This is a genomic window from Enterobacter cloacae complex sp. P27C, assembly GCF_014895705.1.
GTDB classification, from domain to species: domain Bacteria; phylum Pseudomonadota; class Gammaproteobacteria; order Enterobacterales; family Enterobacteriaceae; genus Enterobacter; species Enterobacter bugandensis.
In genome coordinates this window covers 328,660-347,271 of the sequence record NZ_JADBQB010000003.1, presented here as the reverse complement: position 1 = coordinate 347,271, position 18,612 = coordinate 328,660, and the positions used below count along the sequence as shown (strand labels likewise).

At 56.0% G+C, this 18,612-nt stretch carries 11 protein-coding genes; 3 read left to right on the top strand and 8 right to left on the bottom strand.

Features of this window, described 5'->3' with window-relative positions; all coding sequences use genetic code 11:
* Positions 1-142 precede the first annotated feature (142 nt).
* On the top strand, positions 143-1,432 hold the full coding sequence (locus IM291_RS07795; protein ID WP_192986639.1) for a SulP family inorganic anion transporter: 1,290 nt from the start codon (positions 143-145) through the stop codon (positions 1,430-1,432).
* Here IM291_RS07795 and mgtE read toward each other — a convergent pair.
* The 6 genes from mgtE to IM291_RS07765 all read right to left on the bottom strand — a co-directional run bounded on the left by mgtE (position 1,395) and on the right by IM291_RS07765 (position 8,761).
* A complete protein-coding gene (gene mgtE, locus IM291_RS07790; RefSeq protein WP_028013894.1) occupies positions 1,395-2,831 on the bottom strand; it encodes a magnesium transporter in 1,437 nt (478 codons plus the stop codon). The genes IM291_RS07795 and mgtE overlap by 38 nt on opposite strands.
* Positions 2,832-2,978: 147 nt before the next feature.
* Positions 2,979-4,622 (bottom strand): multidrug ABC transporter permease/ATP-binding protein, encoded by a 1,644-nt coding sequence (locus tag IM291_RS07785; protein WP_192971277.1) that lies wholly within the window; start codon positions 4,620-4,622, stop codon positions 2,979-2,981.
* 69 nt (positions 4,623-4,691) lie between these two features.
* The gene (gene alkB / locus IM291_RS07780) at positions 4,692-5,348 is read right to left on the bottom strand and encodes a DNA oxidative demethylase AlkB (RefSeq protein ID WP_192986507.1); all 657 of its coding nucleotides are present in this window, start codon (positions 5,346-5,348) and stop codon (positions 4,692-4,694) included.
* Positions 5,348-6,406: a bifunctional DNA-binding transcriptional regulator/O6-methylguanine-DNA methyltransferase Ada gene (gene ada, locus IM291_RS07775; RefSeq protein ID WP_192986638.1), complete on the bottom strand. Its 1,059-nt coding sequence runs from the start codon at positions 6,404-6,406 to the stop codon at positions 5,348-5,350. The genes alkB and ada overlap by 1 nt, the downstream gene beginning before the upstream one ends.
* 72 nt (positions 6,407-6,478) lie before the next feature.
* Positions 6,479-7,534 (bottom strand): FAD:protein FMN transferase ApbE, encoded by a 1,056-nt coding sequence (gene apbE, locus IM291_RS07770; protein WP_045629880.1) that lies wholly within the window; start codon positions 7,532-7,534, stop codon positions 6,479-6,481.
* A 114-nt stretch (positions 7,535-7,648) separates the two neighbouring features.
* The gene (locus tag IM291_RS07765; protein WP_028013899.1) at positions 7,649-8,761 is read right to left on the bottom strand and encodes a porin OmpC; all 1,113 of its coding nucleotides are present in this window, start codon (positions 8,759-8,761) and stop codon (positions 7,649-7,651) included.
* 743 nt (positions 8,762-9,504) lie between these two features.
* Between IM291_RS07765 and rcsD the strand changes: the two genes are divergently transcribed.
* Both rcsD and rcsB read left to right on the top strand, forming a co-directional pair.
* Complete coding sequence (gene rcsD, locus IM291_RS07760) at positions 9,505-12,177, top strand: phosphotransferase RcsD (protein ID WP_192986505.1); 2,673 nt, start codon at positions 9,505-9,507, stop codon at positions 12,175-12,177.
* Between the two features lie 16 nt (positions 12,178-12,193).
* On the top strand, positions 12,194-12,844 hold the full coding sequence (rcsB, locus tag IM291_RS07755; protein WP_006176468.1) for a response regulator transcription factor RcsB: 651 nt from the start codon (positions 12,194-12,196) through the stop codon (positions 12,842-12,844).
* Positions 12,845-12,956: 112 nt separating this feature from the next.
* On the opposite strand, the gene rcsC is transcribed toward rcsB, so the two are convergent.
* Positions 12,957-15,803, bottom strand: coding sequence for a two-component system sensor histidine kinase RcsC (gene rcsC, locus IM291_RS07750; RefSeq protein WP_047367976.1), 2,847 nt, complete (start codon positions 15,801-15,803; stop codon positions 12,957-12,959).
* 134 nt (positions 15,804-15,937) lie between these two features.
* The gene (gene gyrA / locus IM291_RS07745; protein ID WP_028013903.1) at positions 15,938-18,574 is read right to left on the bottom strand and encodes a DNA topoisomerase (ATP-hydrolyzing) subunit A; all 2,637 of its coding nucleotides are present in this window, start codon (positions 18,572-18,574) and stop codon (positions 15,938-15,940) included.
* Positions 18,575-18,612: the final 38 nt, after the last annotated feature.

Here is an 18,612-nt window from a genome sequence, read left to right as displayed (position 1 = left end):
TGAAAAAAGCTGCGTGGGCACGGTAACAACTTTTAAATATTGTTTAAAGGTTACGAAATTATTGTAATTGTGAAATTTAATGATGGATTGTTTGTAGGGGATTGCGGCGCGCAACTGGTATAAGGAGGAATTTATGGCTACTATGCTGCACTTTGTGATCGCGCGCACGGAAGCCTGCCCTAACCAGCGAACTGTTATGTCCCTACCTCATTCTGCCGTATCCCCTGAAGACAGTGTAGCCAGCGTGCTGCACTCCCCTAAACAACTGGCGCGTGAAACGCTGGCGGGCGTGATTACCGCTCTGGCGCTGATCCCCGAAGTGATCTCATTTTCCGTGGTGGCGGGCGTTGACCCGAAGGTCAGCCTGATCGCCTCCGTGGTGCTGTGTCTTGCTCTCTCCGTGCTGGGCGGTCGTCCGGCGATGGTCACGGCTGCGGCCGGTTCCGTAGCGCTGGTGATTGGCCCGATGGTGCATCAGCACGGGGTGCAATACATTCTTCCCGCCGTGCTGATGGCTGGCGTGATCCAGATTCTGTTTGGCGTGCTGGGCATGGCAAGGCTGATGCGCTTTATTCCCCAGTCGGTGATGACCGGATTTGTTAACGCCCTTGGCATTTTGATTTTCTTCGCTCAGGTGCCGCATTTCTGGAGCCGAAGCCCGCTGATTGTGGGCCTGTTCGTGTTGACGCTGCTGATTGTGCTGTGGGTGCCGCGCTATATTAAAAGCGTCCCTTCCCCGCTGATTGCAATTGTGCTGTTAACCCTTTTCACCGTCACCACCGGTCAGATCCTGCCGACTGTCGGTGATAAAGGCTCAATGACTGGCGGTCTGCCTGGATTAACCGAGCTGCTGGTGCCGCTTAATTTACAGACGCTGAACATTATCTGGCCGTGCGCGTTGAGTATTGCCTTCGTCGGTCTGCTGGAGTCCCTGCTGACGGCAAAACTGGTGGACGAACTGACGGTTACGCCTTCCAGCAAGCGTCGCGAGAGCATCGGGCTGGGCGTGGGGAATATCATGGCCGGGCTCTACGGTGGCATTGCGGGCTGCGCGATGATCGGACAAACCATCGTTAACGTGGAGATGGGGAAAGGACGAAGCCGCATTTCAACCATTGCGGCGGGCATCGTGCTGCTGCTCCTGGTGACGGCACTCAGCGAAGTGATGGCCAAAATCCCGATGGCGGTGCTGGCGGGGATTATGGCGATTGTTGCCGTCAAAACCTTCAGCTGGCACAGCCTTCAGCCCGCCACGATAAAAAATGCCCCGGTTGCCGAAACGGTGGTGATGCTGGTGACGGTAGCCGCCACGGTATCAACCGGCAATCTGGCGGTTGGCGTGCTGGGCGGGATTATCGTCATGGCACTGATCCCCGCCCGCATTAAGCGTCGGGTTAAAGCAGAAAAATCGTTGCCAGCCCAAGAAAAATAAAGAAACCGCCGGTATCGGTGATGGCGGTGATCATCACGCTCGACCCCACCGCGGGGTCGCGCCCCAGTTTGGTCATCGTCAGCGGGATAATGACGCCCATCATCGATGCCACCAGCAAATTCAGCACCATCGCCAGCATCATCACGCCGCCTAAGGCCATATCGTCATACAGCCACCATGTGATGCCGCCCATAATGCCGCCCCATACCAGGCCGTTAATCAGCGCCACGCCCATTTCCCTGAAGATCAGAAAGGCGAAGTTACCGGGCTGAATATTTTCCAGCGCCAGCGCGCGGACGATCATGGTGATGGTCTGGTTTCCGGTGTTGCCGCCAATTCCGGCCACAATCGGCATCAGCGAGGCCAGCGCCACCAGCTGCGAAATGGTGTGTTCAAAGCCGTCAATCACACGGGAGGCGATGAAGGCGGTACACAGGTTAATAGCCAGCCAGGCCCAGCGGGTTTTCACCGCCTTACCGACGGAGGCGTGGACGTCATCTTCGGCGCTGATCCCGCCTAGCGCGCGCAGGTCGTTATCGGTCTCTTCATAAACCACGTCAACGATTTCATCGATGGTCAGACGGCCCATCAGCTTGCCAACGGAGTCTACGACCGCCGCACTCACAAGGTCATCACGTTCAAAGGTACGCGCCGCTTTTTCCGCATCGTCTTCCGGGGAGAAGACCATCGGCTCGTTTTCCATCACCTCGCTCACCCGCTGCTGGGCGCTGTTGAGCAGGATGGTTTTCAGCTCCAGCTCGCCAAGCAGGGTTTTATCCCGCGAGGTGACAAACAGCTTATCGGTGTTGTCCGGCATTTTGCCCAGGCGGCGCAGATAGCGCTGCACGGTACCGAGCGTGACGTCCGGACGTACCGTGATAACGCCGAACTCCATGATCGCGCCGACGCTGTTTTTCTCGTAGTGCATCACCTGGCGCACGCGCGCGCGTTCATCGGCAGGCAGAGAGGCCAGCAGGCGGCCGGTCAGGTTACGCGGCAGATGCTGTACAAGGTAAATCTGCTCGTCGATATCCAGGGTTTGCAGGGCGTCGAGGATATCCCGATCGCTCATCTCGTCGATCAGGTCATCCCAGACGTTTTCCGAGGCTTCAAGCAGAACCTGGCCGCGCTCGTGATCCTGTACCAGGCGCCATAGGGCGTGACGTTCTTCCGAAGGAAGCGCTTCCAGGGTATCCGCCAGATCCGGCGGCGGTAAATGAGCAACCAGCGCACCTACCTCAGCAATATCGTCGGCTAAGGTGCCGACATCATATTGCTCAGCCAGGGTCAGTTTGCCTAATAGCGTAGACGTGACCGCTTTATCGGTCGTGAGAAGCCAGATGAGTCGCGCACGTTCCTGGTCACGCTGCCTGGCGCTGTTTTTCTTTAATACCGACATCAATCATAAATCCATTAAATGAGTTGAGACTAAGCATAGCGCGAGGATATGTAAATAAGAATAAACAGCGAGGCGGGATGGAGAAAAAAGCGGCATTAAGGCCACGATTATCCCCTCTCCCTGTGGGAGAGGGTTAGAGTGAGGGCATCAGGCCGTGCGCGCCACCGCGTCACGCGACGCCGCATCGCGCTCGTCGCCGGTCAGCTCGCTCAGCCTGCCGTCGCGCATCTCCAGCAGACGGTCGGCGTGAATGAAGTAATGATCGTCGTGGCTGATGGCGAAAATGGTCTTGCCCATCTCCTGCATCAGCGGCAGCAGCACCTGATAAAACTCGCGACGGAAGTGCGGGTCCTGATCCGCCGCCCATTCATCCAGCAGGATGATGTCACGCTCTTCCGCCAGCGCCAGCAGCAGCGCCACGCGCTTCTTCTGACCCTTAGAGAGCTTGAGGTTCAGGATTTTGCCGTCCTGGAGCTCCAGCTTGTGCGACATCTGCAGCTGCGCAAGCCATTTCTCAACCAGAGCCGGATTGGCCTGCTGCCCTTCCGGCCCCAGCAGCTGGTCAAACAGCCAGACATCGGTGAATACCGCTGAGAAAAGCTTGCGGTAATCCTCGGGTTTCTCCGCGCTCAGCGCCTTACCGTCCAGCAGGATCTCGCCCGACTGCGGCTGGTAAAGTCCGGTGAGCAACATCGCCAGCGTGGATTTTCCGCTACCGTTGCCGCCGATGAGGAACAGCAGTTCGCCGCGGTGAATCGTCAGGTTGACCGGTCCTACGGAGAAGGCGTTGTCCTGATAGCGGAACGTCACGTCGCGCAGCTCCAGGGTCTGCCAGTTCGGGAAGGCCTGCGGGCGCGGGAATTCAGCCTTAAATGGCGCCAGATCGAACTTCTTAAGCTTGTTAAACGCCACCTGTGCGCTTAGCAAGGTGGGCAATGCGCCGACGGCCGAGAGCAGCGGCGTACGCAGGAACAGCAGGGTCAGCGAGTAGGTCGCCGCCACGTTGGTGTCCGCCCAGCCCAGGCTGTTCGCCATCCAGAATACCAGGCCAATGGCGCCCAGCATCATAATGTTGGACCAGTTCACCGCGCTCAGGTGGAAGGTATCGGCGCGAATAATGTGGTGCCGGTATTCGCGTGCGTCCGGGATATAGAGGTTATTGAAGATATGCTCGGCACGCTCGCGGTTGAGGGTCAGCTCTTTGCGCCCTTCCAGCACCGTCTGGTAATCGTTATAGAGCTTATCTTCCGTTTCGCGCAGAACCGCCATGTGTTTATAGACGCGCGACACCAGCATGAAACCGCCCCAGATGGTGATGGCAATCCACACCGCGGTCACCGCCAGCATTTTGGTCGAAAGCCAGGCGAGATAGGCCGCCGAGCCAAAGGTCAGGATGATCCCCTGCACCAGCTCCGGCAGGCGGACAAACGCGATGGTAATCGCGCGCACGTCGCTGGTCAGCCCCGCCAGCAGGGAGGCGCTGCCGAGCTGCTCCACGCGCTCAACCTGCGTGTCGAGGATCCGCTTGATGAACTCGCTGCGCAGGCGGAAAACGAAATGGTGACCAAGCGCGGTCAGCGCCAGCTGAGAGCCGAGCGTAACCGCCATCAACAGCAGCAGCAGGCCGAGAAACTCCGGCAGAACCGAGAGTGAGGTATCGACCATTTCGATCAGCCGCACGTTTATAAACGCGATCAGGCCAATACCCAGCGCCGCGCTGGCAAGGCTTAAGGCCATTACGGCAATGAAGGGCCAGCGGTACTGACGCCAGACAAGAAGAAGTAGTTGCATGCAGGCAATCCGGACAATAAAAATCAGCCAGCAGTGTAAACTGCCCTGAGCGGACATCAAGAATAATTCTTATTTTTGTTTGTTCAATCCCGCCTGACGGAAAGTCAGATTATAGCGGTACTCGCCAGTGAGGGGATGAACCCAGGGCTTCAGGGGCTGAATGCCGTGATAGTACAGCCGTGACTCCCTGCCCCACACCACCACGTCGCCGTGCTCCAGCATAATGCGCCTGAGCGGATCGTTGCGGCGCAATCCGCCAAACTGGAAGACGGCGGGCAGACCCAACGATACCGAGACGATGGGCGCGCGCAGATCGGGCTCATCTTTGTCCTGATGCAGGGAGAGCTTCGCGCCGATGGCGTAGCGGTTAATCAGGCAGGCATCCGGCCGGAAGTCAGGGTAATCTGCTGCAACGGCAGCCTCGTGACAAAGCGCCTGAAACACCGCAGGCATGGGAGGCCACGGCCGGCCGGTCGTGGGATCGTTCGGGGCATACACATACCCACGTTCGTTCGTCGCCCACCCCAGTTCGCCGCAGTTGGCCATGGCCACCGACATGGTGTAGCCGCCCGGCGTCACCATATGGCGAAACGGTGAAACCGCCGTGACTTCTTCAATACCGGCAAGCAATGCCGCCGCACGGGAGAGTGCAAAGCGGCGCAGGATCGCTGCCCCGGGCGCAAGCGGCTCCTGCCACGGTTCAGCATCCGCAAAAAGATCGAGCATTATCCCTCCCGGCGTTTCGCCTCACGTTTCAGTAATAGCGCTTTTCGCGCCGCCCCCCAGCGATAGCCCGACAGCGCGCCGTCGGTGCGGACCACGCGGTGACAGGGGATCACAATCGCCAGCCTGTTTGCCGCACAGGCACCCGCGACGGCACGCACCGCGTTGGGCTGGCCAATCGCCTTCGCCACCTGCTGATAGCTGGCCGTTTCCCCGCAGGGGATGTCACGAAGGGCCTGCCAGACCCGCTGCTGGAACGCGGTGCCGCGTATATCCAGCGGCAGCGCCAGCGGCACCGCGTGGTTATCAATACTGGCAATGACCTGTCTGATACGCTGGGCAAAGGCATCTTCCTGCGGGGCAGGCTCCGCGTTTGGAAACAGCGTCGCAAATTCTTCTGCCAGTTTGGTATCGTTGTCGCCCAGCAGTATCGCGCAAATCCCCCGCTCGCTTTCCGCAACCAGGCAGCGTCCCAGCGAACAGTCGCCGATGGCGTAACGCACCGCCACCTCGCCTTTGCGGTACTGCTTCGCCGTCATGCCCAGCGCATCGTTAGCTTTGCGGTAATAGCTGCTGCTGTCGGGAAACCCTGCCGCCAGCACGGCATCGGTAATTTTGTTTCCCTGCGCAAGCGCCGCGCGCAGACGCTGCCCCCGCGCCGCCTGCTGCCAGGATTTTGGGGTCATCCCGGTGACGGACTTAAACAGCCGATGGAAATGGAAAGGACTCATGGCGACCTGCTGCGCCAGACCTTCAAGCGTCAGCGCGGGATCCTGCTCCAGAAGGCGACAGGCGTGCTCCACTTTCGCCAGCTTTTGCTGATTCGGATCGCGTTTGTCCGGCATGCAGCGCTTGCACGGGCGAAACCCTGCCTGAACGGCATGCTGGACATCGGGATAAAAGCAGACGTTTTTACGCAGCGCGTGACGGGCGCGGCATGACGGGCGGCAGAAAATCCCCGTCGTCTGCACGGCAAAGACAAACCGATCGTCAGCGCGCGGATCGCGAGCCAGAACGGCCTGCCAGCGATCCTCATCATTCATATAGGTTGGATTTTTCATCATCAGCTCCTCTTACAAGCATACCTTTAGCGTGCCCGAGTGCCAGTGATAAAAAACCCGCAACCTTGCTTTTTAATTTTTGTCGCTCACCAGGAAGCTGTTGAACTGCGGCGAGCTCCAGGTTTTGAACCCGTCGCCCTCTTTAGTGATCATATAAACCGCCAGCCCTTCCTGACGAACCACCTCTTTGGCTTTTTCCGGACCGAGAACCATTAATCCGGTATCCCAGGCGTCGGCTTCCAGCGCAGTCGGCGCAATCACGGTCACCGAGACCAGGTTATGCGTGATGGGACGTCCGGTCAGCGGATCGATCACGTGCGAAATACGCTTCCCGTCGAGCTCGTAATAGTTACGGTAGCTCCCGGAAGTGCTGATGCCGTGCCCGTTAATATCCACAATGGCCTGTACGGCGTTTTGGCGATCGGTCGGTTTTTGAATCGCCACGCGCCACGGTTTACCGCTGGCGTTCATGCCCCGGCTGACTAACGCGCCGCCCACGGAGACCAGGTAGCGCGATATCCCTTCCTGCGTCATCAGCGCGGCAAGGTGATCCGCCGCGTAACCTTCACCTACCGTCGACAGATCGACAAACAGATCGGGGATATCTTTCTGCAGATACTGCTGGCCGTACTGGTTGATCACCGTCAGATGCTTTAGCCCTGTCCGGGCGCGGGCATCATCAATGGCCGCCTGATCGGGTGTGGTATCCGGCTGTTTGTTCGGGCCAAATCCCCAGAGATTGACCAGAGGCCCGACGGTGACATCCATCGCGCCGTTGGTTTTATATCCCACGCGCATTGATTCGGTGACGATATCAGCCATCGCTTCGCTCACCGGCCACAGGGAGGTACTGGTGGAAAGATTAAAGCGCATCAGCGCCGAGTCATTTTTATAGGTTGAGAGCAGCTGGTCGTCGGCGTCCAGCTGAGACTGGATTTTACCGCGAAGTTCATCAGCGCGCGTTTTATCCAGGCCCATCACGCTGACGCGCCAGAAGGTGCCCATCGTTTTGCCTTCGAGCACCGTCGCGGCGGGTGCATCGGTTTTCGCCACGGGCGCGGAATCGTCACACGCGGTCAGGAAAAAAAGCATAGCCAGAAAGCTGGCGCGTAAAAAAGTCATGTCCATTCATTATTATCCTCATGCCAGGGCGGCAAGAGTACACCAAAACGGTTGCATTGTGAGGCCAAAAAAAAGCACAAAAAAGGGGCCTTCAGGCCCCTTAGTCACACGATGACGCGATTAGAACTGGTAAACCAGACCCAGCGCGACGATATCATCAGTGCCGATACCAGCCTGACGGGTGAACTCATTTTCATCAACCAGGTTGATTTTGTAATCCACGTAGGTGGACATGTTTTTGTTGAAGTAGTAAGTCGCACCCACATCAACATATTTCAGCAGATCCTGATCGCCGTAACCTTCGATGTCTTTGCCTTTGGACTGCAGGTAAGCCACGGATGGACGCAGGCCGAAATCGAACTGGTACTGAGCAACTACTTCGAAGTTCTGCGCTTTGTTAGCAAAACCGTAAGCGGTAGTCGGGCTGCTGCCGTTAGAGGTACCGAAGCGGGTTGCGTTGTAGGTCTGAGAGTACTGCGCAGCCAGGTAGATGTTGTTGGCATCATATTTCAGGCCGCCAGAATAGACTTCTGCGTGATCGCCGTTACCATAAACGCCCGGTGCGTTCTGGTCAGCGGTACGTTTGGAGGACGACATCGCACCACCCACGCTGAAGCCTTCGCCCAGGTTATAGGTTACGGATGCACCGTAGCCGTCGCCGTTCTGTTTCAGCAGGCTGCGTCCACCGACGTTTTCACCGCTTACGCTACCGTTTTTACCCTGATACTGCAGCGCAAAGTTCAGGCCATCCACCAGACCAAAGAAGTCCTGGTTACGATAGGTCGCCACGCCGTTAGCACGAGACTGCAGGAAGTTGTCTGAGCCGTAGGTATCGCCGCCAAATTCTGGCAGAACGTCAGTCCAGGAAGTTACGTCGTAGATCACGCCGTAGTTACGACCGTAATCGAAAGAGCCCGCTTCAGCGAATTTCAGACCAGCAAACGCCACACGTGTCCAGGACTGGTTGTCGCTTTCAGTCGTGTTGCCCTGGATCTGGTATTCCCACTGGCCGTAACCGGTCAGCTGATCGTTAACCTGAGTTTCGCCTTTGAAGCCAAGACGCATGTAGGTCTGGTCGCCGTCAGCACTCTTGTCGTCAGAGAAATAGTGCAGACCATCAACTTTGCCGTACAGATCTAATTTGTTGCCATCTTTATTATAAATTTCGGCCGCATTTGCTGCGCCTGCTACCAGCAGTGCTGGTACCAGGAGGGACAGTACTTTAACTTTCATTTTATTAACCCTCTGTTATATGCCTTATAATTGCCACTGCTTACTGGTTAACCCTCATTAACCAGTCGGCAAATTCATTCTCCGCAAAATTACAGAATAATCCAATGCGAATATGATACGAAAACTTTGAAGATGTTTCATTTATCCATCAACATGTTTCAAAATGTAAATGAGAAGGAACTTTTACAAAGCACAAAAAGCTTATAAATTTAGCACTTATAATCAAAACGAAAAATGACCCAATACATATCAAAGAGTTAAAATAAAAAACGTTACCGCACTGAATGACAAAACAAGATCGACTCCAGTCTCTAAAATAACTCTCGCTATCATCATTAACTTTATTTATTACCGTCATTCAGCTTTGAATGTCTGTTTATCCCTAATTCAACCGGATGCGTCGCATTCGGTTTTTTTTTACCCTTCTTTACGTAACTTTTCCTTTTTTGTGCTACCGCCGCGTAATTGTAACGACTATTAACTAAATTCACGCTCGCCCCTGTACATAACGGAAAAATTCGCTCAAAACTTAATTTCTTGTTAATTCGTGCTATTTTCTGACGAAATGCATTTTTTATTTGTACATGCATTATGCTCTTGTACACATTTAAGACGTACTTCCTCTCTCGCACGGGCCATCGAAAAAGTCGCTTGTTCAAGGACAGTGGCGCTGGAAATTCAGTTATTACCCTTTATACTGCCCTATCGCCACAGAGCACGACCATCACGGGTTAAAGATATCAATGAGTCAGACTGAAACTACCGCCCAAAGCAAATTCTCCCTTCTGCCCGGGAGCATCACCCGTTTCTTTCTTCTTTTGATCGTGGTGCTGTTAGTCACAATGGGCGTGATGGTGCAGAGCGCGGTTAACGCCTGGCTGAAGGATAAGAGCTATCAGGTGGTGGATATTACCCACGCCGTACACAAGCGCATTGATACCTGGCGCTACGCCACCTGGCAGATTTATGACAACATTGCGGCAGCGCCTGCCAGCTCATCCGGAGATGGACTTCAGGAGACGCGGCTGAAGCAGGATGTCTACTATCTCGAAAAACCGCAGCGTAAGACTGAAGCGCTTATCTTTGGCTCTCACGACAGCGCGACCCTTGAGATGACGCAGCGTATTTCGACCTACCTGGATACCCTCTGGGGCGCCGAAACGGTGCCGTGGTCGATGTACTATCTGAACGGTCAGGACAACAGCATGATCCTGATCTCGACGCTGCCGTTGAAAGATCTCTCTTCCGGATTTAAAGAGACGACGGTCGGCAGCATTGTCGACTCCCGCCGGGCAGAAATGCTGCAGCAGGCCAACGCCCTTGATGAACGTGAGAGCTTCTCATCGCTGCGCCGATTGGCCTGGCAGAATGGTCACTATTTTACCCTGCGTACCACCTTTAACCAGCCGGGCCATCTGGCGACGGTCGTGGCCTTCGATTTACCCATTAATGATTTGATCCCGCCGGATATGCCGCTCGACAGCTTCCGTCTGGAGCCGGACAGCAGCACCCAGAACATGCGTGCGGCGTCCGACAAAGAGGCCGCAGAGAGCGTCACCATCTCCTTTAACGGCTCGAAAATTGAAATTGCCTCGTCGCTGAACTCAACCGGCATGCGTCTGGTGTGGCAGGTACCGTTCGGCACGCTACTGCTTGATACCCTGCAAAATATTCTGCTGCCGCTGCTGCTGAATATTGGTCTGCTGGCGCTGGCCCTGTTTGGCTACAGCACATTCCGCTTCCAGCCGGGACGCCAGAGCGACGCGTCTGCGGTCTCCGCAGGCAACACCAACGAGCTGCGCGTATTGCGCGCGCTCAATGAAGAGATTGTCTCCGTGCTACCGCTAGGGGTGTTAGTTCACGATCAGGAAGCGAATCGCACGGTGATGAGCAATAAAATTGCTGACCATCTGCTGCCGCACCTTAACCTGCAAAACATCACCACTATGGCGGATCAGCACCAGGGGGTTATTCAGGCCACCATTAACAATGAACTGTACGAGATCCGTCAGTTCCGCAGCCAGGTGGCACCGCGTACGCAAATCTTCATCATTCGCGATCAGGATCGCGAAGTGCTGGTGAATAAAAAGCTCAAGCAGGCGCAAAGGCTGTATGAGAAGAACCAGCAGGGGCGCGCGGCATTCATGCAGAATATTGGCGATGCCTTCAAGCAGCCGTTAAAAACGCTGGCGACCCAGGCGGCGGCGTTAAACACGTCTGAAAGCCACCAGCTCGCCTGCCAGGCCGACTCGCTGGTCCGCATGGTGGATGAGATCCAGCTGGCAAACATGCTGGAGAATGATTTCTGGAAAGGCACCCCTTCTCTCTTCTCCATTCAGGATCTGATCGATGAAGTGGTTCCCGAAGTCCTGCCCGTAATTAAGCGCAAAGGGCTGCAGCTGCTAATCAACAACCATTTAGCCGCCAATGACGAACGTCACGGCGACCGCGAGGCGCTGCGTCGTATTCTGCTGATGATTATTCAGTACGCCGTGACCACCACGCAGATCGGCAAGATCACCCTTGAAGTGAGCACCGACGAGTCGGCGGAAGATCGCCTGACGTTCCGCATTCTGGACACCGGGGAAGGCGTGACGGCGAGTGAAATTGATAATCTGCACTTCCCGTTCCTGAATGACACGCAAAGCGATCATTACGGCAAGGCTAACGCCCTGACCTTCTGGCTGTGCGATCAGCTGGCGCGTAAGCTCGGCGGCCATCTGAATATCAAGGCCCGTGAATCGCTCGGCACCCGTTACTCTCTCCACGTGAAAATGGCCGCCAATCCGCAGGAAGAAGATGAAGAACGCCTGCTGGATGACGTCGTGGTGATGGTGGATGTGACCTCAAACGAGATCCGCAATATTGTGGTTCGTCAGCTCGAAAACTGGGGCGCGGCCTGCATCACGCCGGATGAAAGGCTGGCAAGTCAAGAATTTGATCTGTTTTTAACTGATAATCCGTCTAATCTTACTGCCTCGGGCTTGCTTTTAAGCGATGATGAGTCACGCGTGCGGAAAATCGGCCCTGGCCAGCTGCGCGTCAACTTTAATATAAGCAATGCGATGCAGGAAGCTGTACTACAACTAATAGAAGAGCAGCTGGCGCAGGAAGAGATAACGGAATCCCCGTTAGGCGGTAATGAAAATGCCGAGCTTCACGCCAGCGGATACTATTCCCTCTTTGTTGATACAGTACCAGATGATGTGAAGCGGTTGTATACTGAGTCCGCTGCGAATGATTTTGCAGCGCTGGCACAGACAGCACACCGGCTTAAAGGGGTGTTTGCCATGCTTAATCTGGTTCCCGGCAAGCAGTTATGTGAAACGCTGGAACATCTAATTCGTGAGAAAGATGCCTCTGGCATTGAAAAATACATCAGCGACATTGACGCCTACGTCAAAAGCTTGCTGTAGCAAGGTAGCCTTATACATGAACAATATGAACGTAATTATTGCCGATGACCATCCGATTGTACTGTTCGGTATTCGCAAATCACTTGAACAGATCGAGTGGGTGAATGTAGTCGGTGAATTTGAAGACTCTACAGCACTGATCAATAACCTCCCAAAGCTTGATGCGCACGTGCTCATTACCGATCTCTCTATGCCTGGAGACAAATACGGTGATGGGATCACGCTCATCAAATATATTAAACGTCACTTCCCGGACATCTCGATTATTGTTCTGACCATGAACAACAACCCGGCGATCCTGAGCGCCGTGCTGGATCTGGATATCGAAGGGATTGTGCTGAAGCAAGGCGCCCCGACCGATCTGCCAAAAGCGCTGGCTGCGCTGCAGAAAGGCAAGAAGTTCACGCCTGAGAGCGTCTCTCGTCTGCTGGAAAAAATCAGCGCGGGTGGCTACGGTGACAAACGCCTGTCGCCGAAAGAGAGCGAAGTTCTGCGCCTGTTCGCCGAAGGTTTCCTGGTGACCGAGATTGCCAAGAAGCTGAACCGCAGCATTAAAACCATCAGCAGCCAGAAAAAATCAGCAATGATGAAGCTGGGCGTGGACAACGATATTGCCCTGCTGAACTATCTCTCCTCCGTTACGCTGAGCGCATCGGATAAGGATTGATCCCCCACTGTAAATGCCGGATGGCGCTCACGCTTACCCGGCCTACAGAACCCGTAGGCACTCGCAAGCGCAGCGCCGCCGGGCAAATAAAAAAGGCCCTTACGGGCCTTTTTTATATTCTGGTTTTTCTCACGCGATCCGCATAAACAGACAGCGTTTGTTTGAGCACGTCCAGCGTCACCGGTTTCGACAGGCAGCTGTCCATGCCTGACTCCAGACAGCGCTGTTTCTCTTCCGCCAGCGCGTTCGCCGTTACGCCCACGACCGGCAGCGTCAGGCCAAGCTGTCGGATGCGCTGCGTCAGCCGGTAGCCGTCCATGTTAGGCATGTTGACGTCGCTCAGCACGATATCAATATGATTTTTACTCAGCACATTCAGCGCATCCACGCCGTCATTGGCGGTTTTGCACTGATAGCCCAGCGATCCGAGCTGGTCAGCCAGCAGGCGGCGGTTAATCGGATGGTCATCCACCACCAGAATCATCATATCGTCATTCACTGACGCCAGACCTTCCGGTGACGGCAGCGCGACTGCACCGTCGTTCTCTTCCAGCTCAACTTTATAGATACGGGCCAGCAGGCTCAACAGCTCATGCGGCGTTGCGACGCTGTGCACCCATTCCCCCGGCGCACGTTCAACCGGTATGCCAATGTGGCGACGGCAGAAGAGCACCGTTCCTCTCCCCTGCCACGGCTGTTCCGGCATCTCGTCGGCGATGAGCACATCGTCCACGTCCGGCGTCTGGCCTTCATAGCGGCAGACCCTCACGCCGCTATGGGCGAGCAGCGCCGTCAGATAGTCATTCAGAGAGGCATTATTGACCGCCAGCCAGCAGCGCTTATCGTTCAGCCCGTCAACCGTGGCTTTTGCCGGATACTGCGCGGAATAGAGCGGAATGCGGATCGTGAACTGGCTGCCCATGCCGGGCTCGGTATCCACGGAAATGTCGCCGTCCATCATGCTGACGAGCTTCTCGCAAATCGCCAGCCCCAGACCGGTGCCCTGGAAGTTACGCTGCACGCCGGTGCCGACCTGGAAGAACGGGTCGAACAGACGCACCACCTCCTTGGCCGGTATGCCCACCCCCGTGTCGCGCACGCGGATGCTGAGGTAATCTCCCGCCCGGCAGACGTGTAGCACAATGCAGCCGATATCGGTGAATTTGATGGCATTGCTGAGCAGGTTAGAGATGACCTGTTGCAGGCGCATCGGGTCGCCGTGCAGCGTCAGCGGCACGTCCGGTTCAATGAAGCAGTAGAGCCCCAGCTGTTTACGCACCACCAGCGGCAGATAGTTGGCGCTGATGTGGTTCATGACCTCACGCGGCGAAAACTCACGCGGCTCAATTTTCAGCTGCTCAGACTCAATTTTAGAGAAGTCGAGAATATCGCTGATGATCTTCAGCAGCAGGCTGGAGGAGTTGTTCATCGCCGTTACCAGCCGGTCGACGCCTTTCGGCAATTCCTTCGTCTGCAGCAGATCGAGGTTACCGATAATCCCGTACAGCGGTGTACGTAGCTCGTGACTGACGGTAGCCAGGAACATGGATTTCGACTGGCTGGCCTGCTCCGCGGCCTGCGCCATCTCCTGCAGCGACTCTTCCATCTTCACGCGCGCGGAGACATCCACCAGCACGCAAATCGCTACGTTTTCATTGCGATAGCGGGAATGTACAAAGCTGATCTGCAGGTTAGTGTGGGTGCTGGTGAGCACGTCGACAAAATTCACCTGCTGGCCGCAGATGATTTGCGTCAGCCTTTGCCGGTCCTCGTGCGTCAGCATGTTCAGGTAGTTGTGCGCCAGCTCGTTACTCAGGATGTTGGTCCCGTCCTGGGTACGAAGAATGCAGATCCCCACCGGAGCCGAAGCGACAATCTTGCGGTTGAACTGCTCGTGCTCCTCCAGACGCTGGGCGTCACTTTCGGCGGGAATAAAGATTCTCCGCTCATACATCCGCGCCAGCGTAAACAGCGCCCCACCCACCAGCAGGTTCAGCAGGATCGCATTCATAATAAGAATGCGTATCCGCTCAAGGACCATATCCACCGGCAGCGAGTAAACAATGCTCAGCGACGATGGCGGCAGGCTTTTTTTCAGCACCAGCTCGCGGAAGCCGGAGGTGTAGCCAAACCATGAGCGTTCCTGCATCCAGTGCGGATCGACGTTCAAACTTTTATCCGGCCCGGCGAGTGAGATCAGCTGATGCCCGTTTTCATCCAGAATGGTCACGCCCATCGGCAGGCTGCCCGGCGTGAAGAAGTTTTCCATGCGGATGGTCTGCTCAATCCCCAGCAGCGCCTGCAGACGATTGCCCAGGTAGACCGGCGTCAGCGCGTAGAAATAGCCCACGCCCATGCGCGGCCCCTGGCTAATCCAGAAAATGTTGTTCCCGCGCTCGTCCTGCGGCGCATTGCGATATTTCACAATACGCTCGTGCAGGCTTTTCAGCGCATCATCGCGCTCGACGGGCACATCGCGCAGGCCAAAGTCAGCCATGCAGAGGTTTTCACTGCCAATCAGGAATACGCGGTTAAGGTCGTAGGCGGCGGAGAAGTTGTCGCGCCAGTAGCGCATAAACCAGGCGAGAGATTCCAGCGACCCGCGCCAGGTGCTGCTCATGGTGGAGCAATCAGAGTCCGGGAACAGCGGCTGGAAGTCCGGCACTTCGGTTTTGTCATTGCGCCCGCGCAGGGCAAGGATACCGTTTTCTGCCGTCAGCCGATTTTCGGCAATATACTTCAGCTCCTTCATCACGTCAGACGTTCGCTGAATGTAGCGCTGGGCCTGATCGGAGCTTAAATTAAACTCCTGGCGGATCTCCGCTTCTTTCTGGTTCAGCGCATTGACGATGTAAAACACCGACAGCAAGGCCACCAGCAGCCAAAGCAGGAGCGCCAGCGCCCGGAACAGATAGCGAGAAACTTTCAGCGTGGTACGAAAGGAGACGAGGTATTTCAAAGGGGCGAGGCTCCGCCGTCGGGGTCAAAAGAATGTGGTTAAGGTAGCGGTAAACGCGGCTTGTCGCAACGTTCACGTATCTGCATCTGCAAAAGAAAAGGGCCGGAATCCGGCCCTTTATGCGTCAGAAGAGATTACTCGTCAGCGTCATCCGCTGCGTCGTCGTCGCTCTCTGCTTCCGGTGCGATTTCATCATCACCTTCCGCGACGCTGCCGTCGATGGAATCGAGCTCTTCGTCGTCCACCGGCTCAGCAACGCGTTGCAGACCGACCACGTTTTCATCTTCCGCCGTACGGATGAGGATAACGCCCTGGGTGTTACGGCCCACCACGCTGATCTCGGATACGCGCGTACGCACCAGCGTACCGGCATCGGTGATCATCATGATCTGGTCGGCATCGTCCACCTGCACCGCGCCCACAACAGAACCGTTGCGCTCGGTTACCTTGATGGAGATAACGCCCTGCGTGCCGCGTGACTTGGTCGGGTATTCGCTTTCCGCCGTACGTTTACCGTAGCCATTCTGGGTGACAGTCAGGATTGCGCCTTCGCCACGTGGAACGATCAGGGAAACAACGGAGTCTTCACCCGCCAGCTTAATACCGCGCACGCCGGTCGCCGTACGACCCATTGCGCGCACGGCGTTCTCTTTGAAGCGCACCACTTTACCAGCCGCAGAGAACAGCATCACTTCATCAGAACCAGAGGTCAGATCCACACCGATCAGCTCGTCGCCTTCGTTCAGATTCACCGCAATAATACCGGCAGAACGCGGACGGCTGAACTCGGTCAGCGCGGTTTTCTTCACGGTACCGCTGGCGGTCGCCATAAAGACGTTCACGCCCTCTTCGTACTCGCGTACCGGCAGGATGGCGGTGATACGTTCGTTCGCTTCCAGCGGCAACAGGTTGACGATTGGACGTCCACGCGCGCCACGGCTCGCTTCCGGCAGCTGATAGACCTTCATCCAGTACAGACGGCCACGGCTGGAGAAGCAGAGGATCGTATCGTGGGTGTTAGCCACCAGCAGACGGTCAATGAAGTCTTCTTCTTTAATACGTGCCGCAGATTTACCTTTACCGCCACGACGCTGTGCTTCGTAGTCGGTCAGAGGCTGATACTTCACGTAGCCCTGGTGAGACAGGGTCACTACCACGTCTTCGCGGTTGATCAGATCTTCAATGTTGATATCAGAGCTGTTGGCGGTGATTTCGGTGCGGCGCTCGTCGCCGAACTGATCGCGGACCAGCTCCAGCTCTTCGCGGATCACTTCCATCAGGCGCTCGGCGCTACCCAGGATGTGCAGAAGCTCAGCAATTTGCTCCAGCAGCTCTTTGTACTCGTCGAGCAGTTTTTCATGCTCAAGGCCGGTCAGCTTCTGCAGGCGCAGATCCAGAATCGCCTGGGCCTGCTGTTCAGTCAGGTAGTACTGACCGTCACGCACGCCGAATTCAGGCTCGAGCCACTCAGGACGCGCGGCGTCATCGCCCGCACGTTCCAGCATCGCCGCCACGTTGCCCAGATCCCACGGACGCGCAACCAGCGACGCTTTCGCTTCTGCCGGCGTCGGCGCACGACGGATCAGCTCGATGATCGGGTCGATGTTCGCCAGCGCAACCGCCAGCGCTTCAAGGATATGAGCACGATCGCGCGCTTTGCGCAGTTCGAAGATGGTACGACGGGTCACCACTTCGCGGCGGTGACGCACGAACGCGCTCAGGATCTCTTTCAGGTTCATGATCTTCGGCTGACCATGGTGCAGCGCAACCATGTTGATACCGAAGGAGACCTGAAGCTGAGTCTGGGAGTACAGGTTGTTCAGCACAACCTCACCCACCGCGTCGCGCTTGATTTCAATCACGATGCGCATACCGTCTTTGTCAGACTCGTCACGCAGCGCGCTGATGCCTTCAACGCGTTTCTCTTTTACCAGCTCGGCGATTTTTTCAATCAGACGCGCTTTGTTCACCTGATACGGGATCTCGTGAACAATGATAGTTTCACGGCCGGTTTTGGCGTCCGCTTCTACTTCGGCGCGGGCACGGATGTAAATCTTGCCGCGACCGGTGCGGTACGCTTCTTCAATGCCGCGACGACCGTTGATGATCGCCGCCGTCGGGAAGTCCGGGCCCGGGATGTGTTCCATCAGCCCTTCAATGCTGATGTCTTCATCGTCGATATAGGCCAGGCAGCCGTTGATCACTTCCGTGATGTTGTGCGGCGGAATGTTGGTCGCCATACCCACGGCAATACCGGACGAGCCGTTCACCAGCAGGTTAGGGATCTTCGTTGGCATAACGTCAGGAATTTTTTCCGTGCCGTCGTAGTTATCAACGAAATCAACCGTCTCTTTTTCCAGGTCGGCCATCAGCTCATGGGCAATCTTCGCCAGACGGATTTCCGTATAACGCATTGCCGCGGCGGAGTCGCCGTCGATAGAACCAAAGTTACCCTGACCATCTACCAGCATGTAACGCAGCGAGAACGGCTGCGCCATACGGACAATGGTGTCGTACACCGCGGAATCACCATGGGGATGGTATTTACCGATTACGTCACCAACGACACGGGCAGATTTTTTGTAGGCTTTATTCCAGTCATTGCCCAATACGTTCATGGCGTATAGTACGCGACGGTGTACCGGCTTCAGGCCATCGCGGACGTCCGGCAGCGCACGGCCAACAATGACCGACATCGCATAGTCCAGATAGGAGCTTTTCAGCTCTTCCTCGATGTTAACCGGTGTAATTTCTCTCGCAAGGTCGCTCATCTAACCGCTATCCCTCTACTGTATCCCGGATTCAAAGG